The 14,835-nt window shown below is 36.1% G+C and carries 17 protein-coding genes; 11 read left to right on the top strand and 6 right to left on the bottom strand.

All coding sequences use genetic code 11. From position 1 onward, the window contains the following. Nucleotides 1-104: 104 nt before the first annotated feature. The 5 genes from ABMA72_RS04985 to ABMA72_RS04965 all read left to right on the top strand — a co-directional run bounded on the left by ABMA72_RS04985 (nt 105) and on the right by ABMA72_RS04965 (nt 4,596). Nucleotides 105-710 (top strand): hypothetical protein, encoded by a 606-nt coding sequence (locus tag ABMA72_RS04985; RefSeq protein WP_392856669.1) that lies wholly within the window; start codon nt 105-107, stop codon nt 708-710. Then, entirely contained in the window at nt 711-1,904 is a 1,194-nt protein-coding gene (locus ABMA72_RS04980) for a DEAD/DEAH box helicase (protein ID WP_393056312.1), read from the top strand. A gap of 89 nt (nt 1,905-1,993) precedes the next feature. Then, on the top strand, nt 1,994-3,304 hold the full coding sequence (locus ABMA72_RS04975; protein ID WP_392856664.1) for an ATP-binding protein: 1,311 nt from the start codon (nt 1,994-1,996) through the stop codon (nt 3,302-3,304). Beyond that, nucleotides 3,301-3,693: a response regulator transcription factor gene (locus ABMA72_RS04970; RefSeq protein WP_392856662.1), complete on the top strand. Its 393-nt coding sequence runs from the start codon at nt 3,301-3,303 to the stop codon at nt 3,691-3,693. Before ABMA72_RS04975 ends, ABMA72_RS04970 begins: the two co-directional genes overlap by 4 nt. A gap of 63 nt (nt 3,694-3,756) precedes the next feature. After that, nucleotides 3,757-4,596, top strand: coding sequence for a methyltransferase domain-containing protein (locus ABMA72_RS04965; RefSeq protein ID WP_392856660.1), 840 nt, complete (start codon nt 3,757-3,759; stop codon nt 4,594-4,596). Here ABMA72_RS04965 and ABMA72_RS04960 read toward each other — a convergent pair. Then, the gene (locus ABMA72_RS04960; RefSeq protein ID WP_392856658.1) at nt 4,593-5,993 is read right to left on the bottom strand and encodes a hypothetical protein; all 1,401 of its coding nucleotides are present in this window, start codon (nt 5,991-5,993) and stop codon (nt 4,593-4,595) included. The two genes, ABMA72_RS04965 and ABMA72_RS04960, sit on opposite strands and share 4 nt — an antisense overlap. A 116-nt stretch (nt 5,994-6,109) precedes the next feature. Here ABMA72_RS04960 and ABMA72_RS04955 point away from each other — a divergent pair, with 116 nt between their 5' ends. Continuing rightward, nucleotides 6,110-7,024, top strand: coding sequence for a universal stress protein (locus tag ABMA72_RS04955; RefSeq protein WP_392856657.1), 915 nt, complete (start codon nt 6,110-6,112; stop codon nt 7,022-7,024). Here ABMA72_RS04955 and ABMA72_RS04950 read toward each other — a convergent pair. Next, nucleotides 7,021-7,401, bottom strand: coding sequence for a response regulator (locus tag ABMA72_RS04950; RefSeq protein WP_392856656.1), 381 nt, complete (start codon nt 7,399-7,401; stop codon nt 7,021-7,023). The genes ABMA72_RS04955 and ABMA72_RS04950 overlap by 4 nt on opposite strands. Beyond that, complete coding sequence (locus ABMA72_RS04945) at nt 7,391-8,566, bottom strand: PAS domain-containing protein (protein WP_393056310.1); 1,176 nt, start codon at nt 8,564-8,566, stop codon at nt 7,391-7,393. The genes ABMA72_RS04950 and ABMA72_RS04945 overlap by 11 nt, the downstream gene beginning before the upstream one ends. Nucleotides 8,567-8,743: 177 nt before the next feature. On the opposite strand from ABMA72_RS04945, the gene ABMA72_RS04940 reads away from it, so the two are divergent. Genes ABMA72_RS04940 through ABMA72_RS04930 form a run of 3 tightly spaced genes read left to right on the top strand, consistent with a single transcriptional unit; the run spans nt 8,744 to nt 11,395 of the window. Then, nucleotides 8,744-9,403: a hypothetical protein gene (locus ABMA72_RS04940; RefSeq protein ID WP_393056309.1), complete on the top strand. Its 660-nt coding sequence runs from the start codon at nt 8,744-8,746 to the stop codon at nt 9,401-9,403. Then, nucleotides 9,393-10,520: a serine protease gene (locus ABMA72_RS04935; RefSeq protein ID WP_392856651.1), complete on the top strand. Its 1,128-nt coding sequence runs from the start codon at nt 9,393-9,395 to the stop codon at nt 10,518-10,520. The genes ABMA72_RS04940 and ABMA72_RS04935 overlap by 11 nt, the downstream gene beginning before the upstream one ends. Beyond that, nucleotides 10,520-11,395, top strand: a complete 876-nt coding sequence (locus ABMA72_RS04930) for a GNAT family N-acetyltransferase (protein WP_393056307.1) — start codon at nt 10,520-10,522, stop codon at nt 11,393-11,395. Before ABMA72_RS04935 ends, ABMA72_RS04930 begins: the two co-directional genes overlap by 1 nt. A gap of 25 nt (nt 11,396-11,420) precedes the next feature. Here the strand turns inward: ABMA72_RS04930 and ABMA72_RS04925 are convergent, their stop codons facing one another. Continuing rightward, nucleotides 11,421-11,894 carry a hypothetical protein gene (locus tag ABMA72_RS04925; protein WP_392856647.1) on the bottom strand — a complete coding sequence of 158 codons (474 nt, stop codon included), beginning with the start codon at nt 11,892-11,894 and terminating at the stop codon, nt 11,421-11,423. A gap of 326 nt (nt 11,895-12,220) precedes the next feature. Between ABMA72_RS04925 and ABMA72_RS04920 the strand changes: the two genes are divergently transcribed. Together ABMA72_RS04920 and ABMA72_RS04915 are read left to right on the top strand one after the other, a co-directional pair. Beyond that, the gene (locus ABMA72_RS04920) at nt 12,221-12,469 is read left to right on the top strand and encodes a response regulator transcription factor (protein WP_393056305.1); all 249 of its coding nucleotides are present in this window, start codon (nt 12,221-12,223) and stop codon (nt 12,467-12,469) included. A gap of 70 nt (nt 12,470-12,539) precedes the next feature. Beyond that, the gene (locus ABMA72_RS04915) at nt 12,540-13,463 is read left to right on the top strand and encodes an ATPase, T2SS/T4P/T4SS family (protein ID WP_393056303.1); all 924 of its coding nucleotides are present in this window, start codon (nt 12,540-12,542) and stop codon (nt 13,461-13,463) included. Nucleotides 13,464-13,497: 34 nt separating this feature from the next. Here the strand turns inward: ABMA72_RS04915 and ABMA72_RS04910 are convergent, their stop codons facing one another. Next, nucleotides 13,498-14,127, bottom strand: a complete 630-nt coding sequence (locus ABMA72_RS04910; RefSeq protein WP_393056301.1) for a transposase — start codon at nt 14,125-14,127, stop codon at nt 13,498-13,500. A gap of 31 nt (nt 14,128-14,158) precedes the next feature. Continuing rightward, a complete protein-coding gene (locus ABMA72_RS04905; RefSeq protein WP_393056299.1) occupies nt 14,159-14,782 on the bottom strand; it encodes a hypothetical protein in 624 nt (207 codons plus the stop codon). Nucleotides 14,783-14,835 lie beyond the last annotated feature (53 nt).

Genomic DNA, 14,835 nt, shown 5'->3' with positions numbered 1-14,835 from the left:
CTAAATTGTTACATAAAATATAATTTCTTAATAATATTAGTCCTTTATACACTTGCCTGAGTGTTTTGCTAAAGTATTTTAAAAACTGAACCGATACATGACTTATGAAAAAAATAAGCGTTCTTTTATTCTTAGCTACTTCCATATTTGCTCGAAACGAAGTTGACCACTACAAGTACTCTCAAAAGTGTCCGGATGGTTACCTTTATAAACTAACGGAAGTGAATGGGAAGAATAAGACTACTACATTTAGTTGTGTGGCCGACTCAGGGAAGGTTCACCCTGAGTATTCATTTAGAATTGCAAATTGGAAGAGTGGAGATTATCTACTAGAAGAGAATGCTGGAAAAGTTACAACGAAATTTAAATATAATAAAGAAGGAAACGTTCAATCAGTTACGCAATCTCTTAAAGGCGTGAATTTTTCAAATAAATGTGATTTTAATTATAAGGCCGGAAAGCTTGTCCCAACTAAGAATTCTCAATGTAAGGAAATTCAAAAAGAATTTGGTAATATGACAACATCAATCAAGCATGAGGTCTTTTGTGAACCTAATGCTACTGAGTCTGCATGTACGACAAGTGATGGCCGTGTCTTTAGGCCTTCAACAAAAGAAACAGGTGTTCTTAGGTACTTCTATGAGAACGGGCATGTTGTTGATGAAGTTGAGGTTTCGCCGTCTTCAAATAGTCGTGCAATTTCAAAGTAAATGACTTGTTTCAAGACTCTAAATTTATCTCGCTCAACACTTGAGGCCCTAACTGGTCTTGGCTACATTGAAGCTACACCAATTCAAGAAAAGTCGATACCACCATTACTAGAGGGGGCTGATCTTCTTGGTATCGCGCAAACTGGTACCGGGAAAACTGCTGCCTTTTCTCTACCTATTATTGAAAAGTTTATTAAGAATAAGATAGAGGTTGCTCCTAACCATTGTCGTGCCATTATACTTGCTCCCACTAGAGAGCTTGCTACCCAAATAAATGATAGCATCATCTCATTTGCAAAGGGGACGTGCTTAAGAGCTGCCTTAATTATTGGAGGAGTCAGTAAAGATCCACAAATAGTTTCCATGCGTACAGGTGTGGACATTGTTATTGCCACCCCTGGCCGCTTCATTGATCTTATGAATGATGGTGCCATTAATGTTTCGCAGACGGAGTTCTTTGTTTTAGATGAAGCCGATATGATGCTTGATATGGGGTTTTATGAAGGAGTTAATGACATTGCAAAAAAGATTCCGATCTCTCGTCAAACAATTCTACTGTCGGCAACCATGCCAAAACAAATCGAGTCCCTCGCGCATGCAATACTAATAGATCCAATAAAAGTCGAGATTACTCCAGAGTCATCAACTGTTGATAAGATTAAGCAATCTGTTTATTTTACATTGGCCGAAAATAAGAACTATTTGCTCTTAAGTTTACTCGAAGATAAATCACAGTCTCGTATTCTTATTTTTTGTAAGGCCAAGTACGCTGTAGCTGAACTTGTCGAATTACTTAATCGTAGCGACATTAGTGTCGGAGAAATTCATAGTAACCTAACACAGGGGCAAAGGAATAAGGCCATTGAAGACTTCACAAATGGTGAGATACGCGTCCTCGTTGCAACAGATATTGCCTCTCGTGGAATTGATATTGATAATGTGGACATGGTTATAAATTATAATATGCCAGAAGATGCCACTTATTACGTTCACCGAATTGGACGAACAGCAAGGGCCAATAGAGAGGGAGCCGCTATATCCCTATGTAGCGAAAAAGACCTACCATTTCTTAGAAATATACAAAAGCTAATTGGAACGAAAATTACTCAGGTACTAGATCATCCCTTTCATCACGACTACCCCGTTACAAAACCTAAGTCTAAGAAGCGTTATCGTGGACGTCGCCGACGCTAGTTTTTAGGACAAACTTTTCTTTAGATTTCTTAAACACATGTCTTACATATTTCTCTTATAATGAAATATCATTAATTAAGTGAGGCAATATGCAAGGCCAAGGTGAGTATCAAGATAAATTCAAAATCATAAAAGAGATTTTTAATATAAATCAACACGTTAGTGGTGAAGATTATATTAAAGAACTGTTAAAGAATATCGCTACATATTTAGATATCGACTTCATTCTAGTAGGAAGACCAAAGGAAGGTAAATCTAGTGTGATCGTTACAGATTTTGCGATATCTAATGGCCGATTTATTGATAATCTTGAATATGATCTAGAAGGTACTCCCTGTCATGATGTTATCACCGGTAAGCGCGTTTGTATGCACGCTAATAATGTATGCTTAGAATTTCCAGAAGACCTAATGCTACAGGATATGGATGTTGATGCTTATATTGGAGCTCCAATACTTCTTCCCTCTGGAGACTTTCTTGGGTTAATTGTATTTTTAAGTACTAACCCTATTAAAGATCCTAGTTTTGTGGAAGCTACCGTTGACCTTTTTGCAAGTCGAATAGGAGTTGAATTGGCCATGATTAGTGCTAATCAACGAATTGATGATCTCAATGAGATAATTGCTAAGGAGGTGAAAGAAAAAGAGGAGATGATTAAGAAGACCCATGAGACACTTCTTGAACAAGAAAAACTTGCGGCCCTTGGCCGTCTGACAACAGGGATTGCCCATGAAATAAGAAATCCACTTAATCTTATTTTAAATGCTGGTAAGGTTGCTAGCTCCATTAATACACGTCTGATAGAAGGTGATAATAAGAGGCTAAAAGATCTCAAAAAGGCCCTCGATATTATCACAACTCATAGCTTGAGGATAAAGAATATCCTCGAAATTATGTTAGATACCCGAGTAAACGGTAAAAAGAGATATTCATTAAAGATGCTAGTTGAAGAGTCGTATAAGTATGCCCAACATGCTCTAAGTTTACACAATGATGGGGTTGAAATTAAGTTTGAGCACTCTCTAAATACGAGTGAGGACCTTCATGTTTTTACTAACGATATCCAATCTGTCTTTATTAACCTCTATGAGAATTCTATTTACGCTCTTCATAAGAAATTTAGTCGTTCACAAGGGCAGGCAATTCTCTCAGTTCATACATATGAAAAAGATCAAGATATTCTAATTGAAGTTAAGGATAATGGGGTAGGGATTGCCGAAAGTATATTAAATAATATTTTCGAACCATTCTTTACGACTAAATCAGGCCGAGAAGGCTCTGGCCTTGGGATGTCGATTATCAAATCAATTGTAGAAAAAAATAATGGTGAAATCTTTGTCGAATCAAAAGAAGGAGAGTTTACAATTTTCAAGATTCGTTTTCCTAGGGAGAGTTCATGATAAGGGTTCATGTCTTACTCGTTGATGACGAAGAGGATATCCTATTCATTTTTGAGCATATCTTTGAAGATTGGGTTAGAGCAAATAAGATGCTCCTTTCATTTTCAACTTCTGGTGCTGAAGCACTAAAAATTCTTGAAAGCGAAAATGGCCATGATGTTATCCTGATCCTGTCGGATATTAACATGCCAGGTCTCGATGGATTTGAACTCTTAAAGCAAGTCAATGAAAGATTTCCCAATATCGATACAATTATGATTTCTGGTTACTCAAGCACTGCCTACCAGAAAAAGGCATCAGAATTAGGTGCTCTTGACTACTTTGAGAAACCCGTCGACTTTGAAAAGCTTATGAAATTAATGACGGAACGCTATCCCGAATTAAATTAGAAAGCATTACATTATCCAATATTTTTAGTTACCTCATTTAGAAATAAGTGCTACGTTGAAATCATGTTCTTTCAAAAATCTGATAAAAAATGGAAAAAGGTTCTAGCTGAACCAATCGATAAACAAAGTAAGTTTTTAAATAAAATTTGCAAGATCAATAAACGAGACTCGCTTGTTCTTACAGAGCGATACTTCGATGGTATTGATTACCCGCTAATGGCCGAAATTTTTAAGTCTGTGAAGACGATCATTTCTCGTGGAGAGTTTGATCCTAGTTTTCGTGACTTAATCTATGACCGACTCCTACGTATTATTGATATTGAACACCTATATCCAGAAGAATATGAAGATGGGAATGAGTGTAATGGTGATGATGATAATGTGATCTTTGGTGAAAATTACCATGTCTACACAGCTTGTTATGACGACCTTGATCTTCTTATTAATTTCATCAATTCAAGAGATGATATTAACAGCGTATGTGATCTTGGATCAGGCACCGGCCGTGCTCTCTTGTATATGGCCCTTATGATGAATAAGAAATTGAATTATCTAGGACTTGAATTAGTCGATGAGAGAGTTCAATTTACAAACTCTGTCTCTGAACATTTCCAATTAGATCACGTTAAATTTCAAACATGCGACTTCTTAGAAAACCCTGAAGCCTTTGCAGGCCATGATGTTTACTACCTTTATGATTCCGTCGGCACTGAGAATGTTCCAAGGTTAGTTTCTCATTTTAAAGAGCTAATTGATTCTGGATCAAAATTCTACTTACTCTTTATTTCTGGTTGGGATGAGATCATGCTAAATGCACTCGATAATCTCTCTGGCCTAAAAAAGATAGAGTCCCATACTAGTCGTAAACAGGAAGGGCGTGTTGTAAATTTCTATAGTACTTAGAATCGATACTCAACACCTATACTAAAGCTCGTCTCAAATTCATTACTCTCTTGTCCCGTAAGGCTATACTGGTGTCTACGTTGATTGAGTGTTCCATTGTCTGCTTTTGCTTCAGCAAAGAAAGAGAAACCGTTCGCTCTACCAACATCATACTTTGACTTAATTGAGATACCTCGGCCATCTTGATCATTAAAATATGTTTTGACAGATGTTTGCCAGTCGTTAGCTTTATATGTAAAGCCCAGACCCACTTCGTTGGCCGATTCTCCTAAAAGAGATGTCTCAAAAGAGAAGTGATAAGTCATTCGAGATTGTGTTAGTAAACTAGCTGAGATTTTTCCGCTAACTCCTTTCTCATTTAAGAATGCAGCAAATTCTGGCCAAGTGATCTCCCCAAGAGGTGTTTCAAAGGTATAAGTATCAGTGTAATGCTTATTCAGCATAATCTCATCACTAAAGGCATTTACAGCTTCCCAAGTTCTACCGGAAAGGAGAGTGGCCAAGAATGAGATATTGGAAATGAATTCCTTTGTTGAGTTGATTTCATCTTCTTCAATTAGGCCTTGTTGATGAAGGGCATGGGCATAGTGGGCCAAGTCGCTCATATTTGAGTTTGGGTCATACTGATAGTAAATAGTAGAGATAACTTTGTTTAAAATATAGTGAAGAGCATCACTTTGATCAAATCTTCGATTGATGATACTTTCTTCTGCAATATCTTCGGCCAAGCTTATCTGGGAATTAATTCCTGCCGCTGATATTACTGCTTCCTGATTAGGTGTTGCCCCATCAATAGAGTAGCTTACAGCACCGCGATTATAGGTTGACATAAATGCCAGATAGAAAGCACCAACGCTATGATATGCTTCATCGCCAACCCATAATTGAATCTCACTTCCACCGAATTCTTTTACAGCTTGTGCATGGGCCACCTCGTGAACTAAGGTATAATTTGTACGAGAAATCCACCAAGAGACTACTTGATGGGCCATGTTGATCGAGGCCCTAACAGCAGTATGCTCGTTATAACGTTTATGATCAGTGATAACGTTGTAAAATACTTTACTAACGTTTCTTATATTATGGTACCACTCGACGGCACCATCTCGATTAAAGCGATTCTTAGAGAAGCTTAGAGTTGAGATTTTAAAATTACCTACACTTTCCGCTAGCTCATCAAGGTCTTGATCACTCAAGTCAATTCCGAAGTTGCTCCCTGTTTCGTCAACAAGTACCTTAAATTCATATCGTTCCTTATCTAGTTGAGATGCATAGACATCATCCTCTGTAGAGGTATTTGTGACCGCACAGTAACTAGACTGCTGTCCAAGAATTAGACAAAGAAATAGGGCGTACATCATGCTAACGATGTGATTTTGGGTATTTTTCAAATTCATGAAGTTATATATCGCAAGTCTAATGCCAACTGATTCTTTGAATTTCTAGGAATATATAGAGCTAATTTAAGTTTTATTAAATGCCTATGCCAAATAATATAGAGAGTGGAGGCATCATGAAAAAATTGGTTATCTGTTCAGACCTTCATGAAGGTTCTGAAAAAAATATTCGTTCAGGTTATAACTTTGCCAAAGCACTCGGGTTAAAACCTTCGCTCTATCATATTGATACAATCTCTCCTCAGCTAGAAAAACAATTTCACTCGACATCCACTCGTTCCCGTCGAATTAAGGATCCTGTGTGGAGAAAGAATATTGAAGAAACCTCACTTGAGATGGTGAATGCAACTTTGGGACGACTCAATATTTCTAAAGAAGATATTGAATTTGAAAATTTTGAAGGCTCAATAAATGAAGGGATTGAGCACTTAAGTGAAGACCCGGAAATGGAAATCATATCGGTCGGTGCTAGTCATCACGGTGAACTTCATCGCTTCTTTCTAAACACATTTGCGGAGAAGTCATTGTTCAATTTAAATAGAGATGTACTCATCACTAAGACCTCTGTCGAAAATTTTAAGAAAATTACTTATCTAATACCTTATGAGTCTCTTGATGAGGAAAACCTTGCAACAGTCGCTAATTTAGCAAAGTGTAATAATGCAAAGGTACATATGGACTGTATCGTTCCATTAAATTTCGTTAGTTATAATTTAGAAGTCTTTCCTGATGGGCCTTATCCTAGAGAAGTCCTAACTAACGAAATGTCTGAACTTCATAAAGGGGCCGAAGATGAGTTACAAAAGGCAGTGGCAATCCTAAAAAAACAAGGGATTGATGCAAGTTATACGTTAAAGATGATTTTGAATGCTGAACCCGGACAGCGACTAGAAGAACTCATTAGAAGTGAAAAATCAGACCTTGTGGTTTTGAAACCCCAACACTATATTTTTGAGCACTTATCACTAGGAAGCGTAACGTTGGATATAATGAAAAAAACGGAATGCAACTTATATCTTCTCCATGTTTAGGCAACATCCTCTTCGATGGTTCTCTTTAATTCACTAAAGTCGACAGGCTTATTGAAGTAGTGTTTTATCTCAAGCTTGCTGACTTCTTCTAAAGTTTTTTGATCTCCATATGCAGACATCATGTAGATTAAGATACTAGGGAATTGTTTTTTTACTTCTTTAACAAGTTCAATTCCATTCATATTAGGCATGTTGATATCTGTCACAAGAACAGTGATATCATTTCCTTCTTCACTATGAAGCTTTTTAAGTGCATCTTCCCCAGAAAGAGCAAAGTGAGTCTTAAACTTTCCATCTAAGACATCCTCTTCGAAAATCATTTCAATAAGATCGAGTAGCGCCTCTTCATCATCTACAAATAGTATACTAGTCGCCATCGCTATGCCTCCATCGCTCTTTAGGGATATTTAGGGTCACCTCTGTCCAGTGTCCAATATCACTCTTAAATGAGATATCAATTTTATCATTTTGAAGAAGGAATTTTGCGATTGCAAGGCCTAGGCCTCCTCCTGTCTTTTGGGACGTTGAGGAGAAAAATGGAAGAGTGATATTTTTAACATAGTCTTCAGATATACCAATACCAGTGTCATGTATCTTGATTAAGAGTGCTTGGTTTGTTTTGTTAACTTCAATGCTAACTTTTATTTCTTTTTTTATACTTTCTTTTGCCTCTTTTATTGCGTTAATTGAGTTTTTAAGAATATTTTTTAGGGCCTGGATAAAATTTGGCCCAGTAATAAATAAATTAAAATCCTTGATGTCCTCAGGAAGAGTTAGCTTGATTTCTTGTTCTTTTAGCTCCTGCTTAAAATCAATGGTCATACTCTTATCGACTAGCTTCTTTACATTAAAGATTTCTTTTACATTAGAGACGGAGCGAAATGTAAGATCAATTGTCTCAACGATATCATTAATACGTTTGTTAGCATCCCTCATCACAGAGAGTAGGGTTTCAATTTTTTCTAATCTTTGTTCTTTTCGAAAAATTTCCGCTCTTAAAATTTGATACGAGTTTAATGTAAGAGTTAACGGGTTTTTAAGTTCGTGGGCCATGCCTTTTGTTAGTTCAAGAATACGCTGAAAGTTGGCCCTTTCTATTTCACCTTCCTTCTTCTTTAATAGCTCCTTTGCCTGCTTCTCAACGATCTCCATAAGCTCCATTTCTGTAAGCTTTCTTATGGTGATATCACAAATATATCCTTCTAGGGCCACCAGCTCGTCATTTTCAAATATACCAATACCTTGCTCCCAAACATAAATATAATGTCCTTTCTTGTGCTTTACTCGATACTCGATAGTAAAGAAGGTTTTATTATCGATGGCCATCTCTACTTCTTTCGATACCCTTGTGATGTCATCTGGATGGTAAATATCTGGAAAAGATAATTCCTTGTTATTGATAAATTCCTCGGCCTTATAACCTAGGATCCTCTCAACCCCTGAGGTCATAAAGAGCATTGTCCAATGCTTATCATTTAGACATCGATAGGCAATGCCATCAATATTTTCCAAGAGAATGTCGAGATTAAGCTTATTTTTCACAACTTCTTCTTCGGTAACGACATATATAGAATGGATTAAAGAATGTTTAATTAAATAATTAACTCAAGTTATTGGTATTACAAGAAATTAAAGGCCGTTCACTCTATGTACACAGGCGTAGATATTTCAAATCTTAAGTAATTTATCAAAAAATCATTTAATCTCAATCTTACAACTATGATGAAACAACTTAAAACTCTATTTATATGTATTTCAATTTTATGGAGTGCTGTTCAGGCCAACACTTTTGATTATCAGTGTATGGATGCTTATAAGGATAAGATTGAGTCTTTGTACCCTAAGGATCAGTCGGCCAATGAGGACAAGAATGATTGGGTATATAAGTTAAAGGGCTATTATTGGCTAGCAAAGGTTGTTAGTCATCCTGTTGCAGTTTTCATTGTGGCCTTTGTTCCATTTTCAATACCTGTTGTTCTCGGAATTACAGCGGTTGCTTCATTCTTTGATATTTTGAAGAACGAGAAAGGGATCATTGGAACTTATATCATTTTAAAGATGTCGGAATTGTCAGAAGAAGAAATTGCTAATCAGGATGTTGACTCAAAAATAGAAGAAGAAGTTCTTGAGCTACAAGAGAATAAGTATAGCCGCGAAAATAACCTCTTTTTTACATTCGTTAATCGCGTCAACCGCAAATATAAGAATACAAATTATTCATACGAAGATGTACGTAAGGCCGTAATTGAGATAGCGACTCAAGATGATGGCCTATGTAAACGTAAGGGAAAAGAAAAGTTTATCTCTCTTAATCGTTTAATCCGTCTAACAAAGAAAAAGCTTAACTCTAATAAAGGTTTAATTGAAAATGCGCTTTAAATTATTATCACTTCTTATTACTATTTTAATTACTTTCAATTCTCATGCAGAATTATGTAGTGAAGAGCAAGAACTATCTTCGCTTCGAGAAATTGCAAGAATAATGCAAGTGATGAGTGTCGATGGCGTTTATATTACGAATCTTATGGATCTAAGAAAAGATCGTATTAGGGGTTATGTAACACAGGTTAATCGTATCGAAAGAACTTGTTCTTCAGTTTCGATCTATAGGGCCATTATTAAGCTTTACGAAAATATCAACTATCCTAGTGTTTACTTAAAATATGTTCTTTCAAATCAAAGAAAGGACCTCAATATTAAAGAATATGTAGTTGGTGATGAATGGAATCGTATTCATATTGGTGAAAATGACACTCCAGATGTTGAAGAGCTAAAGAGCTCAATCCTTATTACTGGTCTTGGTGTTGTGAATACAGCGAATAAGTTGACACTTAAAAATGTTGGAACAGCTTTTTATCTTGGTAAGTATGAAGGTGAGCACCTTGTTGCAACAGCCGCCCATGTTATTGATCGTGAGAATTTCAATGATATGCTCTTTCATTTTATTGCAGGGCCAAAATTTTCTTTGAAGGCAAAAGAGCTAATCTTCTATAGCGATGATATTGATTTTGCAATTGTATCAATCAATATGGAAGATAAGGAAGCAATCCTTATGAAGACTGTTTCTGCAGTTAAGCTTAACTTCGATAAAGTAGCTGAAGAGGGAACACCTCTAACTACAGTAGGGTTTGGTTTCTTTGATAATGAAAAACTAGGACTTGCTCGCTATGAAAACTCTAACGACTGCCAAATCATCTTTGGTGATGATAAAGTTAAAAAGCTTGATAAGGTCTTCTCAATTGCAACAGGCTGTGATGCTTCTGGTGGAGATTCAGGGTCTCCAATCGTTGACCGCAATACTGGAGAGCTAATTGGAGTGATTACTAGAATTCAAACTGAAAAGATTGGACTGACATCAAAGCAATTAATTGAAGAAAAAGAAGAGAATGCTTCAAGCATTTGGAATGATGGAAGCTTTGCAACTTCGATGAAATATATCAAGGCAGAGTTAGAGAAAATGAATAATCCAATTATTAAGAGCTTATTGGAAATTTAATGAAAAAGATACTTCTTGATTTGTTATATGACAGTTCAGCACTCGTTAAGTTTTGCAAAAGTAAGGGCATTTCAGTACCAAGGAAATATTCATCAATTCGTAAAAATGATATTAAAAAGAGCTTAAGTGATGAGTCTATATATACTCGTCATGATGAGAAGAAAAATAAATACTTTTATCAATTCTTTCCTTCATACGATATAGGTCTAAGAATTATAAAAGTTGATGTTCAAGTTGCTCCAAAATGGTCTCTAGGTGAGACGAAGGCCATGGTTGAGGATGTGTTTAATAATGTTAAACGCATTAAAAGGGCCCATTTCTATGTTCCAGTAAATTCTCGATTATATAATCAGTTGCTCGATTTAGGTGGGAGAAGTCGTGGTGAGGAACTTTTGGCAAGTGTTGATGATGGCCTAAAGTATCTTTCAAAATATGAGTATGATAAAGATGTTAAAGTCGTGAAACTCAACAAAGACTTAAGTGACGAGGTAGCCGATATTGAATATCTTGCTCACAAGTTCAGCACAACATCACGCTGTGAGAACTTTCCTCGTAAGATGTTTCTTGGTTTTGTCGAGAACCTTATCAAGTATAATGTCGATGCATTAGTTGCTGTTGAGGATGGTAAGGCGATTGGCTTTGTTGTACCTAGTATTTCAAGGACTAATGTTGGCCATATTATGTCAATTTCTGTTCACCCAGATGCTCAAGGGCGTGGCGTTTCAAAACTCTTATACAATGAGGCCTTAAAATATTATAAGAAAAAGAAGATATCAGTTTATGCTGGTGTTTCATCGACCAATGAGGTTCTTGGCTTTTCGAAAAAGCTTAAACGAAGAGCAATGTTCGCTTATATCGAATTAATACGAAAATAAAAAAACCTCCGTTCGGAGGCATTTCTTAAAAATACTTTTCAAAGCAATAACGATTTATATAATTCTTATCTTTTATAAAGTGCATAAGTGCTGCTACTTGTGAGCACTGTGCTAGGGTGATTGTTTCTTTCTGTTTTTCAAAACATTCAAGCCCAAGGCGAGTGATATCTTCTGTGTAGGCCTGTGCCTCAGCATGAGCTAGGCATTGATCAAAGTTAAAAGCTCCACCAAACTGTGTGCCACAAATTGCGCGGGCCTTGTTTTTGTCTCTCATAAAGATCATTTCTTCTGCCACTGACATACATTGTTCATAAGTGATTACTGTTAAGTATTTCTCCTGACAGCGATAGAGCATTGGCGTGATATCTTTTTCATATGGCATTTGAATCGCAAAGTTCACACAGCCTTGAAATTCATAGTCGCAACTTGTTTGATCCTCTAGGCAACCTGCTGATGCATTTAGAGTAAATAGAATGGCAATTAACGATAAAATCTTCATTTGTCCCTCTCATTTTTAGATACACCTACTTAATTAACTCTATTTAGTTTATTTGACACTGCTTCTTGTAATACTTACTTAAAAGGGGCGCGGGTACCTATCGAGATTTCAGTGGGTTAGTGGTGATTGTTGCTCAGATAAGTTAATTATTTAGGGACTAGTAACCGATAGGAATAGTAGGAGATATTTTATTTAGAAGTTTTTGGTTTAATGGGGAGATTTTTATAAAAACCTTAGAGGCAGAGTTACTCAATTTAGCTAAAGAATGTCGTCTTTACTCACGTGGTAAAAATCAATCACTATGTCTAAATCGTGTAGCTAAAACCTTGGAATCTTTAACAAAATCAGTTGATCAATCAGCGATCTCACCAGAGAACCCCTTAACAGCAAGAGAGGCAGAAGTGCTGGCGTTGGTCTCACTTGGTTACACAAATAAAGAGATGGCCAATGCTCTCTCGATTTCAGTAAAGACTATTGAGTATCATATGAGCTCTATATTCAAAAAGACGCAAGCTAGTAAGCGAACTGAAGCTGTCACAAATGCTCTAAAATTCAAATGGTTAGAGGCGTCCTAGGGAAGTCCCTAGGTGAATTATTTTGAAATAACAAATAAGCTTACAGTAGATAATAACTGTAGGAGAAATGATGAAAGATCAATTAGAAGAAGTGCTTGGAAGTTTATATAAGTTTGTTTGTGATGAATCAGTTGATGAGATCAGTGTCGGTGCTTATCATGATGTATCGGTAAAAAGAGTTGATGGGTGGCAGTCTGTTCAATGCTTCAATAATAAAGATGAGTACGAAAGAGTGATCAATTCTCTTAAGGAAAATTTCGGTATAACTGATAAACAGGTTTCCTTTTCTAGGTACATAACAGAAGTGCTAACTGTTTCAGTTGTTCTTTCGCCAATATCAATTAAAGGGCCAGCTCTTAAGTTAACAAAACTACCTAAGAAAATTTTATCTCTAAAAGATTATATTTCATTAAATGCACTTACAGAAAAAGGAAAAGAGATTATTACAGGAATTGTTGAATCAAACAGAGGTATTCTTTGTGCAGGTGACTTTGGTTCAGGTAAGACGACTCTTTATAATACAATTCTAAACCTTCTGCCAAAAGAGAAGACACTGGTTTCAATTGAAACCACTCCATCGATCGTTTTTTATCGAAACTTAGTGACAAGGCTTATGCCGCGTGGAAAAGATGCTGACTCTATTCTTGAGGTCATGAGTGCTGCGGAAGAGAGCAGAAGTGATTATATTACTCTTAGTTATTTAGATGAAAGATTGAGTTACCCATATATTGATCTCGTTAGAAATAATGCCGTTGGTGTTGCATGTGCTGGTGGTAGTGGTCCTGTTAATACAATTGATCGCTTAATTCGCCAGTCAGTCGTTTCCTCATACGGTTACAACTTAGAAGAGGCGGCCCTCGTGGTTTCTGAAGTTTTCAAATATATTATCTTTCAAGAAAAGAAAGCAGATAGTGAACATCGATTTATTTCTTCAATTCATGAAATCGTTTTTGAAAAAGGTGAAATAAAACTTAAACCACTTTATGTCCCTTAAAAGGGGCGCGGGTACCAATCGAGAATTCCAATACTTATATTGTAATCTTGAAGTCCTTGAGTCTTTTTAGATATAGTGCAGATATACTTTGCTTTGGTGTGAAGTAGCTCTTCTTTAAAGACTTTCTAATACAATCATCAAATTCAGTATCATACCTTCTTTCAATTAGTTGTTTTGCCCCTGCATAATCGATATGTGGCCGATACTGAAATAGCTCTGCCTCAAGTCTTGAAAAGTGTAGTGATGTGTAAGGATAGTCAATACAAGCTTCAGAGATTCCTGCCCGTATCGGATTTTGGTAAAGGTAACGATAAACATTATACAGATAATTTTGATCTGCCACGATAGACCACTTATATCGATTACTAAATTTATGATTGATTCTACTTGTCCTCAATGAAATTAAATAACTAATTCTCCAGTTAAAATGCATCATAAAGCGATCGATATTTTCATCGGGAGTAGTAAGTAGGAGATGGTAGTGGTTTGACATGAGAACAAAACAGTTTATTTGTACCTTTTCTTTCTCTTGTGCATAAATTAAAGACTCTTTACAAATATCCCATACTTCATTCATGGGAATACTAAACCAGTCTCGGTTATTATTTCGTGTCGTCACATGGTAAGGATAATCTCCTTGGCGGATTAGCTTCTTCTTTGGCATTATTTACTTCCTCGCTAAAAAAAAATGGCGCTTAGAGCGCCACATTTTGCAATTTAAGTTTTTTATAGAGCTGATAATTAATACATGCGATTAGAGGTGTTACGATAAAAAGACCTAGTCCAAGTGAAAGCACTGCAAGTAGAGCAAGAACAAGGTAGATGAGTGTTGCTGCTAATATAATTTGATAGTTTTCTGAAAAGATTTTTCTACTTTTCTCAAGTAGTTCCCATGCTTTTGTATTTTGTTCATCTTGTTCAAGACTTAAAGGCATAACGAAGAGATAAGAAGCAAAGAAATAAATTCCTGGAATAATAAAAAGAATAACGCCAAAGAAAGTAATCAGTGTCGATAAAGAGCCCGTTATAAAAATCAAATTGAATTTTTCTTTTGGTATCAAAAGAAAATCGTAAATCGTAAGTTGTTTTTGTGTTTCTGATCTTGTGATCGCTGTGTAAGTTGCTGCTAAGTAAAATGGTGTGATAAGGCACGAAGAAAATGGAATAGCGGAGAGTATCCAGACTAGTAGAGTGAAGGCCAGTGTAAAGCCACTGTATATTAAGGCATTGTCTTTATACGTTTGCCATCCAGTATCTAAAACTTCCGATAACTCATTTATTGTTTTTGATTCTTTAAAATTAATTAGTAGTTGATTCATATTTACCTCACTTGTTTGTAGAGGTAATAGGCGTCTAAGATCTTTTACGCATT

The organism is Halobacteriovorax sp. CON-3 (assembly GCF_043196995.1).
In the GTDB taxonomy this organism is placed as follows: Bacteria; Bdellovibrionota; Bacteriovoracia; order Bacteriovoracales; family Bacteriovoracaceae; genus Halobacteriovorax_A.
Note: the sequence above shows the minus strand (reverse complement) of the source record. Positions and strands in the feature narration are given on the sequence as shown.